The organism is Pseudomonas sp. P7548, from assembly GCF_013386585.1.
Classification (GTDB): domain Bacteria; phylum Pseudomonadota; class Gammaproteobacteria; order Pseudomonadales; family Pseudomonadaceae; genus Aquipseudomonas.
Genome location: NZ_JACARO010000082.1, coordinates 1 through 25617, shown reverse-complemented (window position 1 = coordinate 25617; position 25617 = coordinate 1). Strand labels below are relative to the sequence as shown.

Below are 25617 nucleotides of genomic sequence, written 5' to 3'. Positions count from 1 at the left end.
AGGGGTGTCGATATGCGTCTTGTGAAAAAGCTTCTCCCGCTGGCTCTTGTCGCGGCGTTCAGCAGTGCCAGCCAGGCCGCGCAGACGGTAAGCGTCTATAACTGGACCGACTACATCGGCGAGACCACCTTGGCCGACTTCCAGGCCAAGACCGGGATCAAGCCGATCTACGACGTGTTCGACTCCAATGAAACCCTGGAGGGCAAGCTGCTCGCAGGGCGCACCGGCTATGACGTGGTGGTGCCGTCCAACCACTTCCTGGCACGCCAGGTGAAGGCCGGCGCGTTCCTCAAGCTCGATCGCGCGCAGTTGCCCAACTTCAAGAACCTGGACCCCAAGCTGCTCAAGCTGCTGGAAAAGAATGACCCGGGCAACGCCCACTCGGTGCCGTACCTGTGGGGCACCAACGGCATCGGCTACAACGTCGACAAGGTCAAGCAAGTGCTGGGCATCGACCATATCGACTCGTGGGCCGTGTTGTTCGAGCCGGAGAACATCAAGAAGCTGAACCAATGCGGCGTGGCGTTCCTCGACTCGGCCGATGAGCTGTTCCCGGCGATCCTCAACTACCTGGGCAAGGACCCGCGCAGCGAGAACCCCGAGGACTACAAGCAGGCCGAAGCCAAGCTGTTGACGCTGCGTCCGTACATCACCTATTTCCATTCTTCCAAGTACATCTCGGACCTGGCCAACGGCGACATCTGCGTGGCCTTCGGCTACTCCGGCGACGTGTTCCAGGCGGCCAACCGCGCCAAGGAAGCCAAGAACGGCGTGAATATCGCTTACTCGATTCCCAAGGAAGGTTCCAACCTGTGGTTCGACCTGTTGGCCATTCCCGCCGATGCCAGCAACCCGAAAGAAGCCCATGCCTTTATCAACTACCTGCTCGACCCCGAGGTGATCGCCAAGGTCAGCGCCTCGGTGGGTTACGCCAACGCCAACCCGGCTGCGAAGGCCTTCATGGACCCGGAACTGGTGAACAACCCCGAGGTGTACCCGTCCCAGGAAGTGCTCGACAAACTCTACATTTCCACCACGCCCACCCCGGCGACCATGCGCCTGATGACCCGCGCCTGGAGCAAAGTGAAGACCAACAAATGATCGCGTCCAACGACCATGCCCATTCCTATTACCGGGCCACGGCCAACGCCATGCCCCAGCGCCTGTCACTGGGGGCCGACCTGAGCGCCGATGTGTGTGTGATCGGCGGCGGGTTCACCGGCGTGAATACCGCCATCGAACTGGCCCAGCGCGGGCTGTCGGTGATCCTGCTGGAGGCCCGGCGCATTGGCTGGGGTGCCAGCGGGCGCAATGGCGGGCAATTGATCCGTGGCATCGGTCATGACGTGTCGGGGTTCGCCAAGTACGTGGGCGAGGAGGGCGTGCGGTACCTGGAGCGGGCCGGGATCGAGTCGGTGGAATTGGTGGGGCAGCGTATACGTGATCGTCAGATCGACTGCGACCTGCGCTGGGGCTTCTGCGAGCTGGCGAACACGGCGGCGCAATTCGCTGCGTTCAACGCTGAGCAGGAGCACCTTGCCACCCTGGGCTATGCCCACCAAACCCGCCTGGTCGGCCCGCAGGACATGCGGCAAGTGGTCGGTTCGACGGTGTACGCCGGTGGCCTGGTGGACATGGGCTCCGGGCACCTGCACCCGCTGAACCTGGTGCTGGGCGAGGCCCAGGTGGCCGAGTCCCTTGGCGTGCTGATCTATGAAAACACTGAAGTGCTGGAGCTGATCCATGGCGACAGGGTGCAGGTGCGCTGCGCGGGTGGCACGGTACGCGCTGACACGCTGGTACTGGCCTGCAATGCCCACCTTGAGGAACTGGAGCCGCGCCTGAGCGGGAAGGTGCTGCCGGCGGGCAGCTACATCATCGCCACCGAGCCGTTGTCAGCGGAACTGGCCAGCCAGCTGATCCCGCAGAACCTGGCGCTGTGCGACCAGAAGGTCGGGCTGGATTACTACCGGCTCTCCGCCGACCGTCGCCTGTTGTTCGGCGGCGCCTGCCATTACTCCGGGCGTGATCCGGCGGACATCGCGGCCTACATGCAGCCGAAAATGCTCAAGGTGTTCCCGCAGTTGGCCAATGCCGCCATCGAGTTTCAATGGGGTGGCAAGATTGGCATCACCGCCAACCGCTTTCCCCAGGTCGGGCGGTTGAAGCAGTACCCCAACGTGTTCTACGCCCAGGGCTATTCCGGGCATGGGCTGAACGTGACGCACTGGTGTGCAAAATTGCTGGCCGAAGGGATTCACGCCGGCCACAGCACCGGCCTGGATATCTTCAGCCAGGTGCCACACATGACCTTCCCGGGCGGCAAGGCCTTGCGCTCGCCGCTGCTGGCGCTGGGCATGCTCTGGTATCGCCTGCGGGAGTTGGTCTAACTGACGCCACAATCCAAATGTGGGAGCGGGCTTGCTCGCGAATGCGGTCTTTCAGTGACATATGCACTGACTGACCCGCCGCATTCGCGAGCAAGCCCGCTCCCACAGTTTTGAACGGCGTCAGGCCTGGGGTTCGGTGAGCACTTTGCGGAAGGTTTCCACCAATGGCCGCAGGTTGATCCGGTGCCAGGCTGCCCACAGCGGGGTGGTGTAGGTCAGCCATGGCAGGTCGCGCAAGACCACGCCGGGCGGTGCGTTGCGGCTCAGGCCTTTTTGCACCATGGCCACGCCCAGCCCTGAGGCCACCAGGCCCAGGGCGGTGAACGGCTCGCTGGCCTCCATGGGAATCTGCGGGGTGAAACCGGCGCGGATGCAGGCGGCTACAAAGTCATCGGTAGGGCTGGCGCCGGGTTTGCGTTGTACGCCGATCCACTGCTGCTCGGCCAGGTGCTCGGGCAGCAGCGGTTGTTGGTGGGCGAGGGGATGGTTCTCGGGCAAGGCCAGCAACATCGGGTCGTCCAATACTTGCAGCGCGGTCAGGTCCGGGTCATCGGCGGCCGGTGGTTCGCCCACCAGTGCAATATCCAGGCTGCGTTGGCGCAGGCCTTCGAGCTGTTCGAGGGAGGGCAGGTTGTACAGCTTGATGTGCACGGTCGGGCGGTCGTCACGCAGTACCCGCAAGGCATTGGGCAGCACGCCGGCATGCATGGCGTTCTCGATGTAGCCGACGCACAAGCCGCCTTCTTCACCGCGTCCCAGGCGTTTGCCGAGGGATTCCAGGCGGTTGGCGTGGGTGAGCAACGCCTTGGTTTCGGCCAGAAAGGTTTGGCCATCGCGGGTCAGGCGGATGCGCTGCTGGCTGCGTTCGAACAGGGTCAGGCCCAGGCGTTCTTCGAGCTGGGCGATCTGCCGGCTCAACGGCGATTGGGAGATGTGCAAGCGCTCGGCGGCGCGACCGACGTGTTCTTCTTCGGCGACCACTTCGAAGTAGCGCAGTTGGCGTAGGTCGATCATGTTAGACCTCATGGGACTCAAGTCTGTCGAAGTATGTCTTGGACGGTCCAATCTTGGCAATCTAGGATCTGCTCAACGGTCACCGCGACCACGAACCGATTGAGGATTCACCATGAGCTTGAGAGACAAACTGCCCGGCCCATTGGGCTTTGGCACCGCGCCACTGGGCAACATGTTCCGCGCCATTCCCGAGGACGAGGCCCAGGCCACCGTCGAGGCGGCCTGGAACCAAGGCGTGCGTTACTTCGACACCGCGCCGTTCTACGGCTCGGGCCTTTCCGAGATCCGCCTGGGCCAGGCCCTGGCGCAGTACAACCGCGACGACTTCGTGCTCAGTACCAAAGTGGGCCGGGTGATTCTCGATGAAGTCGAAGAAAGCACTCGCGACCTCGGCGAAAAGAGCGGCGTGTTTGAACACGGCCGCCCCAACAAGATGCTCAACGACTACAGCGCCGACGCCACGCTGCGCTCGATTGAAGACAGCCTGAACCGCCTGAAAACCGACCGCCTGGACATCGTGTGGATCCACGACATCGCCCAGGACTTCTACGGCGACCAATGGCTGGAGTACTTCAACCAGGCCCGTACCGGCGCCTTCAAGGTGCTGACCCGCTTGCGTGAAGAGGGCGTGATCAAGGCCTGGGGCCTGGGCGTCAACCGCGTCGAACCGTGCGAATTGACCCTGGACCTGAGCGAGGCACAGCCTGATGGTTTTCTGTTGGCCGGCCGCTACACCTTGCTGGACCACGACCGCGCCCTGCAACGCCTGATGGACGCTGCCTTGGCACAGAACGTCGAGTTTGTGGTCGGCGGCCCTTACAGCTCGGGCATCCTGGCCGGCGGCGCGCACTTCGAATACCAGAAAGCCAGCCCGGCTATCATCAGTAAAGTCGAGCAGATCAAGGCGATTGCCCAGGCCTTCGGCGTCAGCGTGAAAGCCGCTGCACTGCAATTCTCCCTGGCGCATCCGGCCGTGGCTGCTGTAATTCCGGGTGCCAGTCGTCCGGGGCGAATTGCCGAAGACGTCGCGGCGTTGTCAGAAACCATTCCGGCAGCCTTCTGGCTGGCCCTGCGCGACGCCCGACTGATTTCGGACCGCGCACCTCTGCCGCTCTAACTCAAGGAATCTTGCGATGAACATTGATGTAAGTGGAAAGGTTGCCATTGTCAGCGGCAGCACCGCCGGGATCGGCCTGGGTATCAGCCAGGCCCTGGCGCAGTCCGGCGCAACCGTGGTGGTGATCGGGCGTGAAAAGGGCAAGGTCGACGAGGCCCTGGCCAGTATCCGCCAGGCGGTACCGGGCGCCGACCTGCGTGGCCTGGTGGCCGACCTGGGCACGGCCGAGGGCGCGCAAACGCTGTTCGCCGCCGAACCTCGCGCCGACATCCTGGTCAACAACCTGGGCATCTTCAACGATGTGGACTTCTTCGAGGCGCCCGACAGTGAGTGGACGCGCTTCTATGAGGTCAATGTGATCTCCGGCGTGCGCCTGGCGCGGCACTATGTGCCGGGCATGGTCGAACAGGGCTGGGGGCGGGTGATTTTCCTGTCCTCGGAGTCCGGCGTGGCGACCCCGGCCGACATGATCAACTACGGCGTGACCAAGAGCGCCAACCTGGCGGTGTCCCACGGCTTGGCCAAACGCTTGGCCGGTACTGGGGTGACAGTCAATGCGGTGCTGCCGGGGCCGACGTTCACCGATGGCCTGGAGCATATGCTCAAGGACGCCACCGCCAAGTCGGGGCGCAGTGCGCGGGACGAGGCCGACGTGTTTGTGCGCCAGGCGCGCCCTACGTCGATCATCCAGCGTGCGGCCAATGTGGATGAAGTGGCGAACCTGGTGGCGTACATTGCCTCACCGCTGTCTTCGGCAACCACAGGCGCCGCATTGCGGGTCGACGGTGGTGTTGTCGACAGCATGGCGATCTGAATTCTTTTAATGGTGTGGAGTATTTATTGTGGCAACAGCATCTTCTGTAATCGAAGTACCCGTATCGGCCGATCAGGTCTGGCAATTGGTGGGTGGTTTCAACGCGCTGCCGGACTGGCTGCCGTTCATCGTCAAGAGCGAGCCAAGTGACGGCGGCCGCGTACGCCATTTGCAAACCGCTGACGGCGGGGTGGTGGTCGAACGCTTGCAGACGTTTGACAACGTGGCTCGCACCTACAGCTACACCATCGAGCAATCGCCGTTCCCGGTGAGCGCGTACCTGGCGACCTTGCAGGTTGAGGCCTTGACCGATGCGTCGGCCAAGGTGACCTGGTCCGGCGTATTCACCCCGGTAGCGGGCACCACCGATGCGGCGGTCGAAGAGTTGTTTGCCGGCGTCTACAGCGGCGGCCTCGAGGCCCTGCGCGCCAACTTCTAACCCGACTCGCTAGACAACACAAATCCAATGTGGGAGCTGGCTTGCCTGCGAAAGCTGTGTATCAGTCACCGGAATTATTGACTGATCCACCGCTATCGCAGGCAAGCCAGCTCCCACAGAGTTGTGTGGTGCTCGCGTTACTCGGGCATGAGTTGTTGGCGGCACTCGAGTATCAGGCGGGCACCGCCTTGCTCGCTGGTGCCCACCTCCAACTTGAACCCATGCAAGTTGATGATCGCCGCCACAATCGACAAGCCCAACCCGAAACCGCCTTGCTGGTCGCTTTCATCCACGCGATAGAAGCGCTGGAACACCGCATCGCGTTCCGCCACCGGTATGCCGGGGCCGGAGTCGTGCACTTCGATGCGCGTGCTGCCCGCATCATTGACCCCGCGCAGAATCACCTCGCCGCCGGGTGGGGAGAACTTGATCGAGTTGCTCAGCAGGTTGGCCAGGGCTTCGAACAACAGGGCGCGGTCGCCGGTGATCCACGGCAGGGACTCCGGCGCCTCAAGCCGCAGTTGCAATTCACCTTCTTCGGCCAGCGGCAGGTAGAAGTCGTGCAGTTCGCGCAACAGCGGCAACGGGTCCATCACCAGGAAGCCTGAACGGCGCTGGTGGTCTTCCAGTTCCGAGATGCGCAACAGCCCGCGAAAGCGCGCCATCAGGGTGTCGGTTTCGGCAATGGCGTCATCGAGTTTTACCGCGTAGCCCGAGTCTTGTTCAGCTTCCTGCTTGATGCGGTATAACTGCGCCCGCAGGCGTGTCAGCGGCGTGCGCAGGTCGTGGGCGATGTTGTCGCACACGCCTTTGACCTCGTTCATCAGCTTCTCGATGCGGTCGAGCATGGCGTTGACGATGGCCGCCAGCATGTCCAGCTCATCACGTCGGTTCGACAGCGGCAGGCGATGGGTGAGGTCGCCGGCCACGATGGCCTCGGCACTCGCCTGGATCCCACGGATACGCCGCAGCGGGCGGCGGCGCAACAGATGCCAGCCGGCCGCACCGGGGATGATGGTCAGGGACAACGCCCACAACAGCGCATGCCAGATGATCCGGGTCACGCCGAACAGCGAACCGTTGGCCCGCACCAGCACCAGCCAGCGGCCGTCTTCGGTGTGGGTGGCCACGGCGTCGCAGCTGTCCTTGGGCAGTTTCGGGTCGTCGGAGTCGACGCAATTGGCCAGGGCGTGGATCTTGCCGTCCAGCGGCAGGTCCGGCGGCACGGCACGAATCGGCCCGCTCAAGGGGCGGAACTGTTCATCGAACAGGCCGTAGGCATCCACGCCCTTCATGTCGAAGGTCATGCTGGTGGTCAGCGCTTCGACCAGCTCTTCGCCGTCGAAACGCTGGAACAGGTGCTGGCGCTGCATCAGGGAGTGGCGCGACAGGTCGCCCAGGTAACCCGACACTTCGTAGTACAGCACCCCCATGAGGATGCAGCTCCACGCCACGAACAACGAACTGTAGAGCGCCAGCAAGCGGCTGCTGGAAGAGCGCCAGCCCTTAGAGGGGTTCAGCAATGACATAGCCGGAGCCTCGTACCGTGCGGATCAGCGGCGTGAGGCCCGGTGGATCGATTTTCTTGCGCAGGCGACCGATGTGCACGTCGATCAGGTTGGTGCCCGGGTCGAAGTGGTAGCCCCAGACTTCCTCGAAAATCATCATTCGCGACAGGATCTGGCCGGTGTTGCGCATCAGGAATTCGAGCAACTTGTACTCGGTGGGCAAGAGGCTCAGGGGTTGCTCGGCGCGGCTGGCTTCGCGGCTGATCAGGTTCAGTTCCAGGTCGGCCACGCGCAGGGCGGTCTCGAACTCCTTCACCGTGCTTTTGCGGCGCAGCAGCACTTCAACGCGGGCCGCCATTTCGTCGGAGGCGAACGGCTTGGTCAGGTAGTCGTCGCCCCCGGCTCGCAGGCCACGCACCCGCTCGTCGACATCGGAGAGGGCGCTGATCATCAAGATCGGCGTCGACACCCCGATGGTGCGCAGGGTGGTCACGATGGCCAGGCCATCGAGTTCCGGCAGCATACGGTCGAGGGTAATCAGATCGTAATCACCACTGACAGCACGGACCAGGCCTTCGCGGCCGTTGTCCACCCAATCCACATCCAGTCCATGGCTACTCAGCTCGGCGACGATCTCGCGGGCTGTTACGGCGTCATCCTCGATTGTCAAAATACGGGTCATAGGATTACCTGGTGAGCGGTTCACACGACAGAAGTGGGGCCATTTTGCCAAGAAATGCCTGAACGCTTCCTAAATTAAACTTCATCTTGGCAAAACCGACACATTTTCATGTTGCAGGCCGGCAGGAAACCCAGCCACCGATAACAGATCCCACCCCACATTCCCGTAGGAGCCGGCTTGCCGGCGATGAGGCCCCTGAGCCTTGCGCTGTGGCAGAGGCCGCGATCGCCGGCAAGCCGGCTCCCTACAGGGTGGGCGGGAGTGCATAACGCCCGCCGCAATCGATCAGTTCTTGCAAGTTGCACGGTCCTAGGAAGTTCAAGTTATTTAACGCATTGAAAAACAAGACATTTTATTTTTGCGACGACTGGCATGGTGGCTGCACTGTCTCTTTTGAGACTTGTAACACTATTTTTCTGCCTGGAGTACAACAACAATGATCACATCCTCATCCACGCTGCAAGAGTCGAGCACGCGCTCCGGGGTTTCCTGGGGGGCGATCTTTGCCGGGGCCGCTGCGGCGGCGGCACTGTCCCTTATCCTCGTATTGCTGGGCTTTGGCCTGGGTTTCTCGGCGGTGTCGCCGTGGGCCGACAGCGGTATCAGCGCCAAGGGGCTTGGCATTTCCACGATAGTCTGGCTGGCCTTCACCCAGATTGTCGCGTCGGGCCTGGGCGGCTACATCGCCGGCCGGTTACGCGTGAAGTGGGCCAATATGCACGGTGATGAGGTGTACTTTCGCGACACCGCCCACGGTTTCCTGGCCTGGGCCGTGGCCACGCTGGTGACCGCCATGCTGGTGGTCGGCTCCGTCAGCAGTGTGGTCGGTGGCGGCGTGAAAGCCGGTGCGAGTGTGGCTTCGGGCGCAGCCCAAGCCGTCGGCAGTGCCGCCCAAGGGGTGAAAGGCGATGACTTCGGCTACTACGTCGACAGCCTGTTCCGCGACGACCGCCCGGTTGCCGTCAGCGATGACGCCGCCCATGGCGTGGTCGCGCGCATCTTCACCCGTACCCTCGCCAACGACGGCCAACTGGCCCCAGAGGATCGCGCCTACCTGGCCCAGTTGATCAGCCAGCGCACCAACCTCAGCCAGGCCGACGCCGAAGCGCGTATCGACAAAGTCTATGGCGACGCCCGCAAAGCCGTGGAAGACGCCAAGCTCAAAGCCAAGCAGGCTGCTGATACCGCTGCAAAAGTCGCCGCCTATACCTCGCTGTGGACCTTCATTTCCCTGCTGATCGGTGCGTTCTTTGCCAGCTTCGCGGCTACCTATGGCGGCCGCCGCCGTGATGCCGTGGTGTATGTCGAAACCGAACACTTCGTACGTTAATTCAAGGAGAACATCATGCGCTCATTACTGCTGTGGTTCCTCGGTGTGCCTATCCCGGTCATCATCCTGATCGCGATCTTCATGCACTGATCCCGAGCCTGGCTCGGTCCCCTGTGGGAGCGGGCTTGCTCGCGAATGCGGTGTGTCAGCGACTGATGAGTTGGCTGACACGGCGCTTTCGCGAGCAAGCCCGCTCCCACATTTGTTAATGGCGGCTTAACACGTGCTTGGCTAGACTCGCGCCCCATGAGCCGCCTTCTACGTGTCATCCTCGTCATGCTGCTGAGCCTCACGCTTCCCCTCACCGGGATGGCGGGTGTGCCGTCGAGCACCGAGCCTTGCCCGATGAAGATGAGCGACATGCGCCTGATGAGCGACATGTCTCCCGACTGCTGCCAGAGCGGCGTCGACCACGGCAAGGCGTGCAAACCCGGCCAGGAATGCAAGACCGGCGGCCTGGTGCAATTGTCGATGCCGGTGCTCAAGGCACCCTTGACCCTGGCCCATCCCCTGGCCGCAAACCTCGCCTCGGACTTCATCCCCGACCGCACGCCGTCCGGCGTCTGGCGCCCACCCCGTACCTGATTCCTGTAGCACCTCAAGCCTCATTCCGCTTTCGGGATGACCTTGCTGTGGGCCGCATAACGTGGCGCGCAGTGGAACAGATCAGGAATCTTCACCATGAATCCCCTCTACCTGCGCGCCCTGATGATGGGCGTGCTGGCGTGGCCGGCGTTGGCGAGCGCGCTGACCCTGGATGACGCCCTGCGCCTGGCGCAAAACAACGCGCCGTCGTTGACGGCCGAGTCGGCCAAGCTGCACGCCGCGACCCAGGCGGCGATCCCGGCCGGCGAGTTACCCGACCCCAAGCTGGTGGTTGGCCTGCAGAACTTCCCCATCGGCGGGCCCAATCGCGGCACGTTGTATGGCGATGACATGACCCAACAGATGATCGGCATCCAACAGCAGGTGCCCAGCCGCGACAAGCGCAAGGCACGGGTCGAGCTGGCCGATGCCACCGTCGAACGCACGGCGGCCGAAGGGCGGATCGAACGCCTGAACGTGCGCCAGGCCACCGCCCAGGCGTGGATTCGCGCCTATGCGGTGGAGAAAAAACAAGCGTTGTTCCCGGCGTTCTACCAGCAGAACCGCCTGCTGCAAGACAGCGTGCGTGCGCAACTGGCGGGTGGGCGTGGCCAGGCGTCGGATGCGGTGATTCCCCGGCAGGAAGCCGCCGACCTGAACGGGCGCGAAGACGAACTGACCGAGCAACGTGCCCAGGCCCGTGCAGCCCTCAAGCGCTGGATCGGCCCGGCCGCCAATGAAGCCCCCAGCGGTGCGTTGCCCAACTGGACGCTCGACAGCCACGGCCTTAGCCACAACCTGCACCAACACCCTGAGCTGCAAGCCTACGCGCCGCGTACCCGCGAGGCCCAGGCGCGGTTGCAGGAAGCCAAGGCGCAAAAGACGTCGGATTGGAGTTGGGAAGTCGACTACGGCCATCGCAGCCGTGAGTTCGGTGACATGGTCAACGTGCAGTTCACTTTTGACCTGCCGATTTTCCCCGGCCGCCGCCAGAACCCTGGCATCGCTGCCAAGCAGGCTGAGCTGGACCAGTTGGACGCCGAGCGTGAAGCCGCCACCCGTGAGCATGTGCAGAGGCTCGATGACGACCTGGCGCAATACCAGCGCCTGGACCGGGCGGTGCAACGCAGCCAGGACAGCCTGGTGCCGCTGGCCGAGGAAAAGGTGCGCCTGAGCCTGGCCGGTTACCGGGCGGGCAAGGCTGACCTGATGAGCGTGGTCGGCGCCCGCCGCGAGTTGGTCGAAGCCCGTTTCAAACAGATTGATGCCCTTGAACAACGCGCCCTGGTCGGCGCCCAGCTGTATTTCGCCTATGGGGAACCTGCCAATGAATAATCGAATCGTGGCTGCGCTAGTGCTGCTGGGGCTGGGCGCAGGTTATGGGGTGGCACAGCTGCATCCCACCGCTTCGGCACCGGCTAAAGACGACAAAAAGGCGCTGTATTGGTACGACCCGATGTACCCGCAACAGCAATTCGACAAGCCCGGCAAGTCGCCCTTCATGGACATGCAACTGGTGCCGCGCTACGCCGACGGTGGCGCAGCGGCGGCAACGCCGGCGGTGCAGATCGACCCGCGTCTGGCCCAGAACATCGGCGTGCGCCTGGCGCCGGTGACCCGGGGCGTACTCACCACCACGCTGGACGTGTCGGGCACCCTGGCGTTCAACGACCGTGACGTGGCGGTGGTGCAGGCGCGGGCGGCGGGGTTTGTCGAGCGTGTTTACGCCCGGGCGCCGGGGGACGTGCTCAAGGCCGGGGCGCCGTTGGCGGACATTCTGGTTCCCGAATGGGCAGCCGCCCAGGAGGAGTTCCTGGCACTGCGCCGCAGCGGTGAGGGCAGCCTGATCGGCGCGGTTCGCCAACGCCTGCAGCTGAGTGGCATGCCGGCGACGTTGATCGCGCAGATGGAACGCAGCGGCCAAGTGCAGTCGGTGTTGACTGTCACCAGCCCGTTGAATGGCGCGTTGCAGACCCTGGAGGTGCGCGAGGGCATGACGGTCGCGGCGGGGCAGACCCTGGCGCGTTTCAATGGCTTGGATCACGTGTGGTTGCAGGTCGCTGTGCCCGAAGCCCAGGGCGCTGCCTTGCACGTGGGGCAAAGCGTGCAGAGCCGCTTTGTCGGTTTGCCGGGCAAAACGCTTACCGGCACGGTCAGTGCGATCCTGCCGGCCGCAGCTCTGGACAGCCGCACCCTGCAGGTTCGCGTCGAGCTGCCCAACCCCGACGGTACCTTGCGCCCCGGCATGACGGCCCAGGTCAGCCTGGCGCAAGGTAGCGCGCAACCGGTGCTGCAGGTGCCCAGCGAAGCGTTGATCCGCACCGGCAAGCGGGTGCTGGTGATGCTGGCCGAGGAGGGTGGTCATTACCGGCCCGTCGAGGTGCACGTGGGGGCTGAAAGCCAGGACCAGACCGCAGTCGTCAGCGGCTTGCAGGAAGGCCAGCAGGTGGTCGCCTCCGGGCAGTTCCTGCTCGATTCGGAGGCCAGTCTCAAGGGCATCACCGTGACCCCCGCCGAAGCCGCGATGAACATGCAGCCGGGAGCCCAGCCATGATTGCCTTGTTGATTCGCTGGTCGGTGGCCAACCGCTTCCTGGTGTTGCTCGCCACGCTGTTCATCACCGCGTGGGGCATCTGGTCGGTGCAGAACACCCCGGTGGACGCCTTGCCGGACCTCTCGGATGTGCAGGTGATTATCCGCACGCCGTACCCGGGCCAGGCGCCGCAGATTGTCGAGAACCAGGTCACGTACCCGATGACCACCACCATGCTCTCAGTGCCGGGGGCCAAGACCGTGCGCGGTTTTTCGTTCTTTGGCGACAGCTACGTGTACGTGTTGTTTGATGAAGGCACCGACCTGTACTGGGCGCGCTCGCGGGTGCTGGAATACCTCAGCCAGTTGCAGGCGCGCCTGCCGGCGTCGGCCAAACCCTCGCTGGGGCCTGACGCCACGGGGGTGGGATGGATCTACCAGTACGCCTTGGTAGATCGCACCGGCCAGCATGACCTGGCGCAATTGCGCGCCTTGCAGGACTGGTTCCTCAAGTTCGAGCTCAAGACCCTGCCGAACGTGGCGGAAGTCGCGACCATCGGCGGCCAGGTCAAGCAGTACCAAGTGCAGCTCGACCCGCTGGCGCTGGCCAGTCGCGGGATCACCCAGGCGCAGGTCAAGGAAGCCATCGACAAGGCCAACCAGGAAACCGGTGGTTCGGTGCTCAACCTGGGCGAGTCTGAATACGTGGTGCGGGCCTCCGGCTACCTGAAAAGCCTGGCTGACTTCCGCGCCATTCCGTTACGCCTGGACGCGAACAACGTGCCAGTCACCCTCGGCGATGTGGCGAACATCCAGTTGGGCCCGGACCTGCGTCGGGGTATCAGTGAGTTGGACGGCGAGGGTGAGTCGGTGGGCGGCGTGGTGATCCTGCGCAGCGGCAAGAACGCGCGGGAAGCCATCGCGGCGGTCAAGGTCAAGCTCGACCAGCTCAAAGCCAGCCTGCCGCCCGGCGTGGAGATCGTCACCACGTATGATCGCAGCAAGCTCATCGACCGCGCCGTGGACAACCTCAGCCACAAACTGCTGGAAGAATTTCTGGTGGTGGCGCTGGTGTGCGGGATTTTCCTGTGGCACTTGCGCTCATCCCTGGTGGCGATCATCTCGTTGCCGGTGGGGGTGCTGATCGCCTTTATCGTCATGCGCTTCCAAGGCATCAACGCCAACCTGATGTCCCTGGGCGGCATCGCGATTGCCATCGGGGCGATGGTGGACGCGGCGGTGGTGATGATCGAGAACGCCCACAAGAAGATCGAAGCCTGGCACCACGCCAATCCCGGACGGGACCTGAAAGGTGAAGCGCATTGGAAGGTGATGACGGAGGCAGCGGTGGAGGTTGGCCCGGCGCTGTTTTTCTGCCTGTTGATCATCACCTTGTCGTTCATTCCGGTGTTTACCTTGCAGGCCCAGGAAGGCCGCCTGTTCGGCCCGCTGGCCTACACCAAGACCTACGCCATGGCGGCGGCAGCCGGTTTGTCGGTGACCTTGATCCCGGTGCTGATGGGTTACTGGATTCGCGGGCGCATTCCCGATGAGCAGCGCAACCCGCTCAATCGGGGCCTGATCAAGCTCTATCAGCCGGCCCTGGACGCGGTGCTGCGTTGGCCACGCATGACCTTGCTGGTGGCGTTGCTGATGGTCGCCAGTGCGCTGTGGCCGATGTCGAAGCTGGGCGGGGAATTCCTGCCCCCGCTGGACGAGGGCGACTTGTTGTACATGCCGTCTGCGTTGCCAGGCTTGTCCACGCAAACGGCGGGCGAGTTGCTGCAACGCACCGACCGGCTGATCAAGACCGTGCCCGAAGTCGCCCATGTGTTCGGCAAGGCCGGGCGCGCCGAAACCGCCACCGACCCGGCGCCGTTGGAGATGTTCGAGACCACCATCGAGTTTAAGCCCAAGGACCAATGGCGCCCCGGCATGACCCCGGATGCGCTGGTCAAGGAGCTGGACCGTGTGGTGCAGGTGCCGGGCCTGACCAACATCTGGATCCCGCCGATCCGCAACCGTATCGACATGCTCGCCACCGGGGTCAAAAGCCCGATTGGCGTGAAAGTCGCGGGCAGCAACCTGATGCAAATCGACGCCGTGACCCAGGCCGTGGAAAAGGTCGCCAAAGGCGTGCCGGGGGTGAGTTCGGCACTGGCTGAGCGCTTGACCGGCGGGCGTTACATCGACGTGGACATCGACCGTGCCGCTGCCGCGCAATATGGGCTGAACATCGCCGATGTGCAGTCGATTGTGTCGGGGGCGGTGGGCGGCGAGACCATCGGCGAGACCGTGGAAGGCCTGGCGCGTTTCCCGATCAGCCTGCGTTACCCCAAGGAATGGCGCGACTCGGTGCAGGCGCTGCGGGACCTGCCGGTGTACACACCGAAGGGCAGCCAGATCACCCTGGGCACGGTGGCAAAAATCCAGGTCAACGATGGCCCGCCGATGCTCAAGAGTGAAAATGCGCGGCCTTCGGGCTGGGTGTACATCGACGTGCGTGATCGTGACTTGGCGTCGGTGGTCAAAGACCTGCGCGCAGCCATCAATGCGCAGGTGCACCTGCAACCGGGCATGAGCTTGAGTTACTCGGGGCAGTTCGAGTTCCTGGAGCGCGCCAATCAGCGTTTGAAGCTGGTGGTGCCGGCCACGTTGCTGATCATTTTTGTACTGCTGTACCTGACCTTTCGCCGGGTGGAGGAAGCGCTGTTGATTCTGGCGACGCTGCCGTTTGCCCTGACGGGCGGTGTGTGGTTGCTCTACTGGCTGGGTTTCAACCTGTCGGTGGCCACGGGCGTGGGGTTTATCGCGTTGGCGGGGGTGTCGGCGGAGTTTGGCGTGATCATGCTGCTGTACCTGAAAAACGCCTGGGCCGAACGCAAGGACGGCAACCTGCTGGCCGCCCTCAGCGAAGGCGCGGTGCTGCGGGTGCGGCCCAAGGCGATGACGGTGGCGGTGATTATCGCCGGGCTGTTGCCGATTTTGCTGGGCGGCGGTACGGGCAGTGAGGTGATGAGCCGCATTGCGGCGCCGATGATTGGCGGGATGCTCACGGCGCCGTTGCTGTCGCTGTTCGTCATCCCGGCGGCGTACTACCTGATGCGTAAAGCCAAACACTGACCCAAAAATGTGGGAGCTGGCTTGCCAGCTCCTACAGGGGGCGTGGTGCGACAGGCGTCAGTCGTCGAACCCGACCTGTTCGTGGATTTCGTCCACCTTCAGTTCCAGGCGGTAGGCCACGGCGATGAACAGCGCCTGGCACAGGCACAAGGTGGCGCTCAACGAGCGGAAGGCAAACGAGGAACCTTCGTTCACCAGCAACACCGCGTTCGCCCGCTTGGCCAGGGGTGACAGGTTGCTGTCGGTGATGATCAGGGTCTTGGCCTGGTGATGCTGGGCGATGCGCAGGCAGTGCTGCGTCTCTTTGCCGTAGGGCGTGAAGCTGATGGCGATCACCAGGTCGTTGGCGCGCACGCTGCGCATCTGCTCGCGGTAGCTGCCGCCCAGGCCCGAGATCAGGTGGATGCGCTTGTTGGTGTGCTGCAGGTTGTAGACCAGGTAATCGGCCACCGCGAAGGACCGGCGCACGCCGACCACGTAGATGTTGTCGGCATTGACCACCAGGTCCACGGCTTTTTCGAAGGCCGCGTCGTCCAGTTCCAGGCCCAGGCGCTCGATGCCGGACAGGGTGGCGTTCACACATTCCCGCGCCAGGTCGCCGCCGCTGGCTTTCTGCGACTTGTTGGCGATCATGCTGCGGATGCGCTGCTGGTAGTTCTGCACCGGCGTGGTCTTGTGGGTGTAGGCCTCGCGAAACAGCGCCTGCATTTCGCTGAAACCACTGAAGCCGAACCGCTGGGAGAACCGCACGATGGCAGATGGGTGCACCTCGCATTCGCGGGCGATGTCGCTGATGCGGTCGACCATGATCCGGTCGCTCTGCTGGCTCATGTAGCTGGCGATGCGCTTGAGCTGGCGCGGCAGGCTTTCGTATTCGTCGGTGATCAGCTGCAACAGGCGCTCGGCATTGATCGGAGGGCTGGCGATGGTTCCTTCCAGGGTGGTCTCGTGATCGGTGCTGGACATGGGCAATCCTTCTGGCTTGTTCGTCTGATGCGCTGATGGGTGGCGCAAGTCTACAGGGTAGGCGCAAAAAAATACCCCGGCATCACGGCGTGCCTGGCCTGCTGAATCGATGCAGTGTCGGGGCAGAGCCTTCAAGGTGGTGTATTGGAAAAAATATTCCACTAAAAATAATTATGGAATAAATATTGATTGCCGTCGCCGGACGTTCTAGTCTGCTCCCACCAAGAGCGTTTGCCGTCGCCACGGCGGCACAACGCAGGCTGATAAAAATAACAGGAGCCAGCATGGGCCAGACTCGTTTTGCCAGTGGGCGTCAATTGGATCTGATTTGCCTCGGGCGCCTGGGCGTCGACCTCTACGCACAGCAAGTGGGTGCGCGGCTTGAGGACGTGTCCAGCTTCGCCAAGTACCTCGGCGGGTCCTCCGCCAACATTGCCTTCGGCACTGCGCGGCTGGGGCTCAAGTCGGCCATGCTGAGCCGGGTGGGCGACGACCACATGGGGCGCTTCCTGGTGGAATCCCTGGCCCGCGAAGGCTGCGATGTCAGCGGCATCAAGGTCGACCCGGAGCGCCTTACCGCCCTGGTGCTGCTGGGCCTCAAGGACCGCGAAACCTTCCCTCTGGTGTTCTACCGCGAAAACTGCGCCGACATGGCCCTGCGCGCCGAAGACATCAGCGAAGCCTTCATCGCTTCCAGCAAAGCCCTGTTGATCACCGGCACGCATTTCTCCACCGAGGGCGTGTACAAGGCCAGCATCCAGGCGCTGGATTACGCCGCCAAGCACAACGTCAAGCGCGTGCTCGATATCGACTACCGCCCGGTGCTGTGGGGTCTGGCGGGCAAGGCCGACGGCGAGACGCGCTTTGTTGCGGACCAGAATGTCAGCCAGCACGTGCAAACCATCCTGCCGCGCTTTGACCTGATCGTCGGCACCGAAGAAGAATTTTTGATTGCCGGTGGCAGCGAAGACCTGCTCACCGCCTTGCGTACCGTGCGCTCGCTGACCCCGGCCACCCTGGTGGTCAAGCTCGGCCCGCAGGGTTGCACGGTGATTCACGGCGCAATCCCGGCACGCCTGGAAGACGGCGCGATCTACCCCGGCGTGCGCGTCGAGGTGCTCAATGTGCTCGGCGCGGGCGATGCCTTTATGTCGGGCTTCCTCAGTGGTTGGATCAAAGATGCCAGTGATGAGCGCTGCAGCCAGTTGGCCAACGCCTGTGGCGGCCTGGTGGTGTCGCGTCATGCCTGTGCACCGGCCATGCCGACGCCCGCCGAACTGGACTATCTGTTTAACAGCCCGGTGCCGATCACCCGGCCCGACCAGGACGTGACCCTGCAACGCCTGCACCGGGTGACGGTGCCGCGCAAAGCCTGGAAGCAGTTGTTCGTGTTTGCCTTCGATCATCGCTGGCAACTGGTGGACCTGGCACAGAAGGGCGGCCAGGACCCGGCGCGCATCAGCGATGCCAAGCAACTGTTTATCCAGGCCATCGAACGCGTCGAGAAAAAACTCGCCGAGCAAGGGGTTGAAGCTGACGTGGGCCTGCTGGCCGACCAGCGCTTCGGCCAGGACGCGCTCAACGCCGCCAGCGGTCGTGGCTGGTGGATCGCGCGCCCGGTGGAAGTGCAGAACTCGCGGCCCCTGGCGTTCGAACACGGCCGCTCGGTGGGCAGCAACCTGATCGCCTGGCCGCAAGAACAGATCATCAAGTGCCTGGTGCAATTCCACCCCGACGACGAACCCATGCTGCGCCTGGAGCAGGAAGCCCAACTCAAGGCGGTGTACGAGGCGTCGATAGTCAGTGGCCATGAGCTGCTGCTGGAAGTCATCCCGCCCAAGGATCACCCGTCTACTTATCCCGACGTGCTCTACCGCAGCCTCAAGCGCCTGTACAACCTGGGCATCTACCCGGCGTGGTGGAAGATCGAAGCGCAGTCGGCTGAAGACTGGAAAAAACTCGACGAGTTGATCCAGGAACGCGACCCGTACTGCCGAGGCGTGGTGCTGCTGGGCCTGAATGCGTCGGCCGAATGCCTCGCTGATGGCTTCCAACAGGCCGCCCAGAGCACCACCTGCCGAGGGTTTGCCGTAGGCCGCACGATCTTCCAGGAACCGAGCCGTGCGTGGCTGGCGGGGGAGATCGATGACGAGACGTTGATCCAGCAGGTGCAGGCCACCTTCGAACAGCTTATTAACGCCTGGCGCCAAGCGCGGGACTGAAAATGCTCTCAATCTGAAATGCAATCCAATGTGGGAGCTGGCTTGTCGGGTCGCCGCACCGCTGCGATGCAGACGACTCGGTCCATCAGACATACCGAGTTGATGCCATCGCAGGCAAGCCAGCTCCCACAGAAGCCAGATCTCAGTGATATCTGAAAACAATAAAAGGTGCAGCCATGCCCGCAATCCGAATTGGCATCAACCCGATCTCCTGGAGCAACGACGACCTGCCGGCCCTGGGCGGCGAGACGCCCCTGAGCACTGCCTTGAGCGAAGGCAAGGACATCGGCTACGAAGGTTTTGAACTCAATGGCAAGTTCCCCAAGGACGCCAAGGGCGTGGGCGATGTGTTGCGCCCCTATGACCTGGCCCTTGTCTCCGGCTGGTACTCCAGCCGCCTGGCGCGTCGCTCGGTGGCCGAAGAAATCGAAGCCATCGCCGGGCATGTCGAGCTGCTCAAACAGAACGGCGCCACCGTGCTGGTGTACGGCGAGGTCGCCGACTCGATCCAGGGCTCGAAAATCCGCCTGATCGAACGCCCGCGTTTTCACAGTGAACAGGCCTGGCAGGACTATGCCGAAAAGCTCACTGAACTGGCGCGCTTCACCCTGTCCCAGGGCTTGCGCCTGGCGTACCACCACCACATGGGCGCCTACGTCGAATCTCCGGAAGACATCGACCAACTGATGAGTCGCACCGGCCCCGAAGTCGGCCTGCTGTTCGATTCCGGCCACTGCTACATGGGTGGCGGCGAGCCCATCGACGTGCTGCGCAAACACATCGACCGCGTCTGCCACGTGCATTTCAAGGACGTGCGCAAACCGGTGGTGCAACTGGCGCGCAACCAGATGTGGAGCTTTCCCGATTGCATCGTCAACGGCACCTTCACCGTGCCTGGCGACGGCGATATCGATTTTGCCGAACTGCTCGATGTGCTGCTGGCCGCCAGATATGAAGGCTGGCTGGTGGTGGAAGCCGAACAGGACCCGGCTGTGGCGCCCAGCTACATCTATGCGAAAAAGGGTTATGACACGTTGCGTGCGCTTCTCACTGAGAGGGTTGGACAATGAGCCTGTTGGTCAAAAGCAGCAAACGCGGGCAAACCATGGTCGCCCTGGAAGACGGGCGCCTGGAGTACGTAGGTTTTGCCGCGTATCGCCTGAGCTTGGGCGAAACCTTGCCGGTGACCGCCGGCGATCAAGAACTGTGCCTGGTGCTGCTCAGCGGTCGCGTGAACATCGAGGGCGAGGGCTTCAACTGGCAGAACCTCGGTGATCGCCAGTCGGTGTTCGAAGACAAATCACCCTTCGCCGCCTACCTGCCGCCTGGCACCGATGCCCAGGTTACCGCCTTGAGCGACGTGCAGATTGCCGTCTGCGCCGCGCCGGGTGCCAGCGGCTACGAACCCCGGCTGATCCGCCCCGAGCAGTGCAAGCGCAGTGTGCGCGGCAAAGGCGCCAACACCCGCTATGTGTGCGACATCCTGCCCGACAGCGAGCCGGCGCATTCGCTGCTGGTGGTGGAAGTGCGCACGCCGTCCGGCCACTCGTCCAGCTACCCGCCGCACAAGCACGACACCGACGACTTGCCACACCAGAGCTTTCTGGAAGAAACCTATTACCACCAGATCAACCCGCCCCAGGGTTTTGTGTTCCAGCGCGTCTACACCGACGATCGCAGCATCGACCAGGCCATGGCCGTGGAAAACAGTGACCTGGTGGTAGTGCCCAAGGGGTATCACCCGGTCAGCGTGCCGTACGGCTACGAGTCGTACTACCTGAACGTGATGGCCGGCCCCAAGCGCGCCTGGCATTTCCATAACGACCCGCAGCACAGTTGGCTGTTGGACCTTTAACCGGTTTGGACGGAGAACAACAACAATGAAGTCGCCGTTACGTTTTGCCCTTAACCGCATGGTCGCCCCCAACCTGTCCCTGCCGGACTTCATCCAATTGGCGGCGGCGTTGAAGTGCGATGCCATCGAAATCCGCAATGACCTCGGGGACAAAAAAATTGAATTCGGCACCCCGGCCAGCCGCGTGCGTGAACTGTGCGCGGTGCAGGGCATCACGGTGTTGTCGATCAACGCGCTGTACCCGTTCGATGTGTGGAATGACGAGCGCCGTGCCCAGGCCATCCAGCTCGCCACCTACGCCCGTGAATGCGGGGCCAAGGGCCTGGTGATGTGCCCGCTCAATGAGCGCGGCGACACCCGCACCGAAGCCCAGCGTGCAGCCGGCTTGCGCACGGCCTTGAGCGAGCTGGCGTTGATCCTGCGTGACCATGGGATTCTCGGGTTTATCGAGCCCTTGGGCTTTGAAGAATGCTCACTGCGGCGCAAACGCGTGGCGGTGGACGCGATCCAGTCCATCGGTGGCCTGGATGTGTTCCGCCTGGTGCACGACACCTTCCACCATCACCTGGCCAGCGAGCACGAGTTCTTCCCGGAACTGACCGGGCTGGTGCATATCTCCGGCGTAGAAGATGCCGAGGCGCCGCTCAACGCGATCCGCGACGGCCACCGCGTGCTGGTGGGCGAGGGCGACATTCTGGGCAATGCTGCGCAGATCGACACGTTGCTCAGCACCGGTTACAGCGGTTACCTGTCGTTTGAACCGTTCGCCGAGAGCGTGCACGAGTTGGCGGATATCCAGCAGGCGTTGGGCGCGAGTATTGCCCACCTACAGAAATCCCGAACCTGACAACGATCAACCTGTAGGAGCCGGCAAGCCGGCTCCTACAGTGGATCGGGGTTGAACGATCGAATTGCATTCACAAGGTGTGAACATGAGTACAACACGATTGACCATGGCCCAGGCCCTGGTGAAGTTCCTGGATAACCAATACATCGAAGTCGATGGCGTGCAGAGCAAATTCGTCGCCGGGGTGTTTACGATTTTCGGGCATGGCAACGTGCTGGGCCTGGGCCAGGCCCTCGAGCAGGACGCCGGCGACTTGGTGGTGCACCAGGGCCGCAATGAGCAGGGCATGGCCCACGCGGCCATCGGTTTTGCCAAGCAGCACCTGCGCCGCAAGATCTATGCGTGTACTGCTTCGGTCGGTCCCGGCGCCGCCAACATGCTGACCGCGGCGGCCACCGCCACCGCCAACCGGATTCCGTTGCTGTTGCTGCCTGGTGACGTCTACGCCAGTCGCCAGCCGGACCCGGTGTTGCAACAGATCGAGCAATTCCACGACTTGAGCATCAGCACCAACGATGCCTTCCGTTCCGTGAGCAAATACTGGGACCGCATCAACCGCCCCGAACAACTGATGACGGCGGCAATCCACGCCATGCGCGTGCTCACTGACCCGGCTGAAACCGGCGCCGTGACCCTGGCATTGCCCCAGGACGTGCAGGCCGAGGCCTGGGACTATCCGGATTATTTCCTGCAAAAACGTGTGCACCGTATCGAGCGTCGCCCGGCCACGACGGCGATGATCGGCGACGCGCTGGCCGCGTTCCGGGGCAAGCGCAAGCCGCTGATCATTTGTGGCGGCGGGGTGAAGTACTCCGGCGCGAATGCCGCGCTGCAAGCCTTTGCCGAGCGCTTTGATATTCCCTTCGCAGAAACCCAGGCGGGCAAGAGTGCGGTAGTGTCCAGCCACCCGCTGAACGTCGGCGGCATTGGTGAGACCGGCTGCCTGGCGGCCAACCTGCTGGCGCCCGAGGCGGATCTGATCATTGGTGTCGGTACGCGCTACACCGACTTCACCACCTCGTCCAAGTCGCTGTTCAAGCACCCGGGCGTGACATTCCTCAACCTCAATATCAGCCCCAGCGACGCCCTGAAGCTGGACGGCGTGCAGGTGCTGGCCGACGCACAGGTCGCCCTCGAAGCCCTCGCCGATGCCCTGGGCGACTACCGTGCCGGTTGGGGCGGGCAGGTCGCCGAGGCCAAGGCGCAGCTGGACGCCGAAGTGGACCGTGTGCATCAGGTGGAATATGCCGGCGACGACTTTGTGCCCGAGGTCGATGACCACCTGGACCGCGCGGTGCTGCGCGAATTCATCGAGCTGACCGGCTCCTGCCTGACCCAGAGTCGCGTGCTGGGCGTGCTCAACGAAACCCTGGCCGACGACGCCATCATCGTCGCCGCAGCCGGCAGCCTGCCTGGCGATTTGCAGCGCGCCTGGCGCAGCAAGGGCGTGAACACCTACCACGTCGAATACGGCTATTCGTGCATGGGCTACGAGATAAACGCGGCGCTGGGAGTGAAGCTCGCGGAGCCGGCAAAAGAGGTCTACGCCCTGGTCGGCGATGGCTCCTACATGATGCTGCATTCGGAACTGGCCACCTCTATTCAGGAGCGGCGCAAGATCAACGTGGTGCTGCTGGACAACATGGCCTTCGGTTGCATCAACAACCTGCAGATCGGCAATGGCATGGACAGCTTTGGCACCGAATTCCGCTTCCGCAACCCCGAGAGCGGCAAGCTCGACGGCGGCCTGGTGCCGGTGGATTTCGCGATGAGCGCGGCGGCCTACGGCTGCAAGACCTACAAGGTCAGCACCGTGGAGCAGTTGGAAGCGGCCCTGGCGGATGCGCGCACGCAAACCGTTTCTACCCTGATCGACATCAAAGTGCTGCCCAAGACCATGGTCCACGGCTACCTGTCGTGGTGGCGGGTGGGCGTGGCGCAGGTGTCCACCAGCGAACGCACGAATGCGGCGGCGAAAAAACTCAATGAACACCTGGCGAAGGCCCGGCAGTACTAATAACAAGAGGAGTTTTGTATGTCTTTGAAGCTTGGAGTCATCGGTACGGGCGCCATCGGCCGGGACCATATTCGTCGTTGCAGCCAGACCCTGCTCAACAGCCAGGTGGTGGCGGTGACCGACATCAACCTGGAGCAGGCTGCCAAGGTGGTGGCCGACCTGAATATCAGCGCCGAGGTGTACGCCGACGGCCATGCGCTGATCCGTTCGCCTGAAGTGGAGGCGGTGCTCGTCACCTCCTGGGGCCCGAGCCACGAAGAATTCGTGCTGGCCGCCATTGCTGCCGGCAAGCCGGTGTTCTGCGAAAAACCCCTGGCGGTCACCGCCGAAGGCTGTCGCAAGATCGTCGACGCGGAAGTGGCGTTTGGCAAACGCCTGGTGCAAGTCGGCTTTATGCGCCCTTATGACGAAGGCTATCGCGCCCTGAAAGCCGTGATCGACAGCGGCCAGATCGGCGAGCCCTTGATGCTGCACTGCGCGCACCGCAACCCGACGGTGGGCGAGAACTACAAGACCGACATGGCGATCACCGACACCCTGATCCACGAGCTGGATGTGCTGCGCTGGTTGCTCAACGACGACTACGTGTCGGTGCAGGTGGTGTTCCCGCGCAAATCCAGCAAGGCCCTGGCCCACCTGCGCGACCCGCAGATCGTGCTGCTGGAAACCGCCAAGGGCACGCGCATCGACGTGGAAGTGTTCGTGAACTGCCAGTACGGCTACGACATCCAGTGCGAAGTGGTGGGGGAGACCGGTATCGCCAAACTGCCGGAGCCGTCGCAAGTGCAACTGCGCAGTGGTGCGAAGCTGTCCAACGCGATTCTGATGGACTGGAAGGATCGGTTCATCGGTGCCTATGACGTGGAGTTGCAGGCCTTCATCGACAGCGTACGGGCCGGGCAAGTCGGCGGGCCGTCGGCGTGGGATGGGTTTGCGGCAGCGGTGGCGGCGGATGCGTGTATTGAAGCGCAAGGCAGTGAACAGATCGTGAAGGTGAGCTTGCCGGAGCGTCCGCACTTCTACGGCTGAACCACTGAAGAAACTCGTTCAAAAATGTGGGAGCTGGCTTGCCTGCGATAGCGGTCTTTGAGTTAAAAATGCAGTGCCTGATACACCGTCATCGCAGGCAAGCCAGCTCCCACAGTTGACCGGGTTTCCAATTCAAGAAGGAATCGACTCATGAGAATTGGATTGGTTGGCTACGGCCACGGCGGGCGCTTCTTTCATGCGCCGCTGATTGCCACGCTGCCAGGCGCCACGTTTGTCGGCGTGGTCACGCGCTCAGCCGAGCGCCGCCAGCAATTGAACACTGACCATCCGGGCGTGAAGGCCTTTGACTCCATCGGCCAGATCGTCGAAGCCGGCGTCGACACCCTGGTGATTTCCACCACCCTCAAAGGCCGCCCGGCCCTGGTGCTGGAAGCCATCGAGCACGGTGTTGCCGTGGTCAGTGACAAACCCTTTGCCGCCAACGCCGAACAGGCCCAGGCCCTGATCACGGCGGCCGAGCGTCAGGGCTCGCTGCTCAGCGTCTACCAGAACCGACGCTGGGACTCGGATTACCTGACCCTGCGCAAACTGATCGATGCCGGCGCCCTGGGCACCATCACCCGTTTCGAATCCCGTGTGGAACGCTACACCCCCGAGGCCGTGGGCAACGCCAGCGGTGGCGGCTGGTTGCGCGATTTGGGCAGCCATCTGGTGGACCAGGCGTTGCAACTGTTCGGCCCGGTCGACCGGGTATTCGCACAACTGCAGTTCAGCCCTGAATACCCTACGCTCGACCATGGCTTCTTTGTGTCGCTGAGCCACGCCAACGGGGTGATTTCGCACCTGTGGGGCAGCGCGTTGCAAAACAGCCAGGGGCCGCGCTTTCGGGTCAGCGGCACCGCCGGGTGCTACACCGTCGACGGGCTGGATGGCCAGGAGGCGTTGCTGATGGCCGGCAAGTCGCCGAAAACCGAAGGCGAGCACTGGGGCGCGGAAGAACACCGGCGCTGGGGCTGGTTCGAGCAGGGCGAGGAGCGTGAGCGGGTGCCGTCGGAAAAAGGCTGCTGGACGCAGTTCTATCGACAGTTGCACAGTGCTGTGCAAGGGCAGGGGCCGCTGCCGGTGGAGGCCGCTGATGCACTGGAAACCACGCGTATTTTGGACGCCGCACGGCTCAGTCATGAGC

21 protein-coding genes are annotated in these 25617 nt (G+C 63.1%); 17 read left to right on the top strand and 4 right to left on the bottom strand.

The window, feature by feature from the left end; translation table 11 throughout:
• The first annotated feature begins 12 nt into the window (after window positions 1-12).
• Both HX803_RS26910 and HX803_RS26905 read left to right on the top strand, forming a co-directional pair.
• Window positions 13-1101, top strand: coding sequence for a polyamine ABC transporter substrate-binding protein (locus HX803_RS26910; RefSeq protein ID WP_178924944.1), 1089 nt, complete (start codon window positions 13-15; stop codon window positions 1099-1101).
• On the top strand, window positions 1098-2390 hold the full coding sequence (locus HX803_RS26905; RefSeq protein WP_178924942.1) for an FAD-binding oxidoreductase: 1293 nt from the start codon (window positions 1098-1100) through the stop codon (window positions 2388-2390). Before HX803_RS26910 ends, HX803_RS26905 begins: the two co-directional genes overlap by 4 nt.
• A gap of 120 nt (window positions 2391-2510) precedes the next feature.
• On the opposite strand, the gene HX803_RS26900 is transcribed toward HX803_RS26905, so the two are convergent.
• A complete protein-coding gene (locus HX803_RS26900; RefSeq protein ID WP_178924940.1) occupies window positions 2511-3404 on the bottom strand; it encodes a LysR substrate-binding domain-containing protein in 894 nt (297 codons plus the stop codon).
• A 112-nt stretch (window positions 3405-3516) separates the two neighbouring features.
• Here HX803_RS26900 and HX803_RS26895 point away from each other — a divergent pair, with 112 nt between their 5' ends.
• From HX803_RS26895 to HX803_RS26885, 3 genes are read left to right on the top strand one after another with little or no spacing between them, the layout of a single operon-like run.
• Window positions 3517-4521: an aldo/keto reductase gene (locus tag HX803_RS26895; protein WP_178924938.1), complete on the top strand. Its 1005-nt coding sequence runs from the start codon at window positions 3517-3519 to the stop codon at window positions 4519-4521.
• 16 nt (window positions 4522-4537) lie between these two features.
• On the top strand, window positions 4538-5335 hold the full coding sequence (locus tag HX803_RS26890) for an SDR family NAD(P)-dependent oxidoreductase (RefSeq protein ID WP_178924936.1): 798 nt from the start codon (window positions 4538-4540) through the stop codon (window positions 5333-5335).
• Between the two features lie 28 nt (window positions 5336-5363).
• The gene (locus tag HX803_RS26885; protein ID WP_178924935.1) at window positions 5364-5774 is read left to right on the top strand and encodes an SRPBCC family protein; all 411 of its coding nucleotides are present in this window, start codon (window positions 5364-5366) and stop codon (window positions 5772-5774) included.
• A 137-nt stretch (window positions 5775-5911) separates the two neighbouring features.
• On the opposite strand, the gene HX803_RS26880 is transcribed toward HX803_RS26885, so the two are convergent.
• Both HX803_RS26880 and HX803_RS26875 read right to left on the bottom strand, forming a co-directional pair.
• Window positions 5912-7303, bottom strand: coding sequence for a HAMP domain-containing sensor histidine kinase (locus HX803_RS26880; RefSeq protein ID WP_178924933.1), 1392 nt, complete (start codon window positions 7301-7303; stop codon window positions 5912-5914).
• The gene (locus HX803_RS26875) at window positions 7281-7964 is read right to left on the bottom strand and encodes a response regulator transcription factor (RefSeq protein ID WP_003219726.1); all 684 of its coding nucleotides are present in this window, start codon (window positions 7962-7964) and stop codon (window positions 7281-7283) included. Before HX803_RS26875 ends, HX803_RS26880 begins: the two co-directional genes overlap by 23 nt.
• A 436-nt stretch (window positions 7965-8400) precedes the next feature.
• On the opposite strand from HX803_RS26875, the gene HX803_RS26870 reads away from it, so the two are divergent.
• From HX803_RS26870 to HX803_RS26850, 5 genes are all read left to right on the top strand, one after another.
• Window positions 8401-9294, top strand: coding sequence for a hypothetical protein (locus tag HX803_RS26870; RefSeq protein ID WP_178924931.1), 894 nt, complete (start codon window positions 8401-8403; stop codon window positions 9292-9294).
• A 246-nt stretch (window positions 9295-9540) separates the two neighbouring features.
• Complete coding sequence (locus HX803_RS26865; protein WP_178924929.1) at window positions 9541-9879, top strand: hypothetical protein; 339 nt, start codon at window positions 9541-9543, stop codon at window positions 9877-9879.
• A 96-nt stretch (window positions 9880-9975) separates the two neighbouring features.
• Window positions 9976-11214: a TolC family protein gene (locus tag HX803_RS26860; protein WP_178924927.1), complete on the top strand. Its 1239-nt coding sequence runs from the start codon at window positions 9976-9978 to the stop codon at window positions 11212-11214.
• Complete coding sequence (locus tag HX803_RS26855) at window positions 11207-12433, top strand: efflux RND transporter periplasmic adaptor subunit (RefSeq protein ID WP_178924925.1); 1227 nt, start codon at window positions 11207-11209, stop codon at window positions 12431-12433. Before HX803_RS26860 ends, HX803_RS26855 begins: the two co-directional genes overlap by 8 nt.
• Window positions 12430-15534 carry an efflux RND transporter permease subunit gene (locus HX803_RS26850; protein ID WP_178924923.1) on the top strand — a complete coding sequence of 1035 codons (3105 nt, stop codon included), beginning with the start codon at window positions 12430-12432 and terminating at the stop codon, window positions 15532-15534. Before HX803_RS26855 ends, HX803_RS26850 begins: the two co-directional genes overlap by 4 nt.
• A gap of 57 nt (window positions 15535-15591) precedes the next feature.
• Here the strand turns inward: HX803_RS26850 and HX803_RS26845 are convergent, their stop codons facing one another.
• Complete coding sequence (locus HX803_RS26845; protein ID WP_176999041.1) at window positions 15592-16500, bottom strand: MurR/RpiR family transcriptional regulator; 909 nt, start codon at window positions 16498-16500, stop codon at window positions 15592-15594.
• A 284-nt stretch (window positions 16501-16784) separates the two neighbouring features.
• Here HX803_RS26845 and iolC point away from each other — a divergent pair, with 284 nt between their 5' ends.
• From iolC to HX803_RS26810, 7 genes are all read left to right on the top strand, one after another.
• The gene (gene iolC / locus HX803_RS26840; RefSeq protein ID WP_178924920.1) at window positions 16785-18722 is read left to right on the top strand and encodes a 5-dehydro-2-deoxygluconokinase; all 1938 of its coding nucleotides are present in this window, start codon (window positions 16785-16787) and stop codon (window positions 18720-18722) included.
• Between the two features lie 176 nt (window positions 18723-18898).
• Complete coding sequence (gene iolE, locus HX803_RS26835) at window positions 18899-19792, top strand: myo-inosose-2 dehydratase (protein WP_178924918.1); 894 nt, start codon at window positions 18899-18901, stop codon at window positions 19790-19792.
• Window positions 19789-20577: a 5-deoxy-glucuronate isomerase gene (gene iolB / locus HX803_RS26830; protein ID WP_078742045.1), complete on the top strand. Its 789-nt coding sequence runs from the start codon at window positions 19789-19791 to the stop codon at window positions 20575-20577. The genes iolE and iolB overlap by 4 nt, the downstream gene beginning before the upstream one ends.
• Window positions 20578-20602: 25 nt before the next feature.
• A complete protein-coding gene (locus tag HX803_RS26825; protein ID WP_178924916.1) occupies window positions 20603-21424 on the top strand; it encodes a TIM barrel protein in 822 nt (273 codons plus the stop codon).
• A gap of 85 nt (window positions 21425-21509) precedes the next feature.
• Window positions 21510-23441 (top strand): 3D-(3,5/4)-trihydroxycyclohexane-1,2-dione acylhydrolase (decyclizing), encoded by a 1932-nt coding sequence (gene iolD / locus HX803_RS26820; RefSeq protein WP_178924914.1) that lies wholly within the window; start codon window positions 21510-21512, stop codon window positions 23439-23441.
• A gap of 18 nt (window positions 23442-23459) precedes the next feature.
• Window positions 23460-24470: a Gfo/Idh/MocA family protein gene (locus HX803_RS26815; protein WP_176999046.1), complete on the top strand. Its 1011-nt coding sequence runs from the start codon at window positions 23460-23462 to the stop codon at window positions 24468-24470.
• 150 nt (window positions 24471-24620) lie between these two features.
• The coding region (locus HX803_RS26810; RefSeq protein ID WP_178924912.1) for a Gfo/Idh/MocA family oxidoreductase at window positions 24621-25617 on the top strand (997 nt) is incomplete at its 3' end.

What these genes read in the sequence shown, in the direction of transcription:
- HX803_RS26845 (WP_176999041.1), bottom strand. Translation starts at nt 16,500, where the DNA reads ATGTCCAGCACCGATCACGAGACCACCCTGGAAGGAACCATCGCCAGC.
- HX803_RS26895 (WP_178924938.1), top strand. Translation starts at nt 3,517, where the DNA reads ATGAGCTTGAGAGACAAACTGCCCGGCCCATTGGGCTTTGGCACCGCG.
- HX803_RS26870 (WP_178924931.1), top strand. Translation starts at nt 8,401, where the DNA reads ATGATCACATCCTCATCCACGCTGCAAGAGTCGAGCACGCGCTCCGGG.
- HX803_RS26855 (WP_178924925.1), top strand. Translation starts at nt 11,207, where the DNA reads ATGAATAATCGAATCGTGGCTGCGCTAGTGCTGCTGGGGCTGGGCGCA.
- HX803_RS26880 (WP_178924933.1), bottom strand. Translation starts at nt 7,303, where the DNA reads ATGTCATTGCTGAACCCCTCTAAGGGCTGGCGCTCTTCCAGCAGCCGC.
- iolB (WP_078742045.1), top strand. Translation starts at nt 19,789, where the DNA reads ATGAGCCTGTTGGTCAAAAGCAGCAAACGCGGGCAAACCATGGTCGCC.
- HX803_RS26910 (WP_178924944.1), top strand. Translation starts at nt 13, where the DNA reads ATGCGTCTTGTGAAAAAGCTTCTCCCGCTGGCTCTTGTCGCGGCGTTC.
- HX803_RS26890 (WP_178924936.1), top strand. Translation starts at nt 4,538, where the DNA reads ATGAACATTGATGTAAGTGGAAAGGTTGCCATTGTCAGCGGCAGCACC.
- iolE (WP_178924918.1), top strand. Translation starts at nt 18,899, where the DNA reads ATGCCCGCAATCCGAATTGGCATCAACCCGATCTCCTGGAGCAACGAC.
- HX803_RS26860 (WP_178924927.1), top strand. Translation starts at nt 9,976, where the DNA reads ATGAATCCCCTCTACCTGCGCGCCCTGATGATGGGCGTGCTGGCGTGG.
- iolC (WP_178924920.1), top strand. Translation starts at nt 16,785, where the DNA reads ATGGGCCAGACTCGTTTTGCCAGTGGGCGTCAATTGGATCTGATTTGC.
- HX803_RS26850 (WP_178924923.1), top strand. Translation starts at nt 12,430, where the DNA reads ATGATTGCCTTGTTGATTCGCTGGTCGGTGGCCAACCGCTTCCTGGTG.
- HX803_RS26905 (WP_178924942.1), top strand. Translation starts at nt 1,098, where the DNA reads ATGATCGCGTCCAACGACCATGCCCATTCCTATTACCGGGCCACGGCC.
- HX803_RS26815 (WP_176999046.1), top strand. Translation starts at nt 23,460, where the DNA reads ATGTCTTTGAAGCTTGGAGTCATCGGTACGGGCGCCATCGGCCGGGAC.
- HX803_RS26865 (WP_178924929.1), top strand. Translation starts at nt 9,541, where the DNA reads ATGAGCCGCCTTCTACGTGTCATCCTCGTCATGCTGCTGAGCCTCACG.
- HX803_RS26875 (WP_003219726.1), bottom strand. Translation starts at nt 7,964, where the DNA reads ATGACCCGTATTTTGACAATCGAGGATGACGCCGTAACAGCCCGCGAG.
- HX803_RS26825 (WP_178924916.1), top strand. Translation starts at nt 20,603, where the DNA reads ATGAAGTCGCCGTTACGTTTTGCCCTTAACCGCATGGTCGCCCCCAAC.
- iolD (WP_178924914.1), top strand. Translation starts at nt 21,510, where the DNA reads ATGAGTACAACACGATTGACCATGGCCCAGGCCCTGGTGAAGTTCCTG.
- HX803_RS26900 (WP_178924940.1), bottom strand. Translation starts at nt 3,404, where the DNA reads ATGATCGACCTACGCCAACTGCGCTACTTCGAAGTGGTCGCCGAAGAA.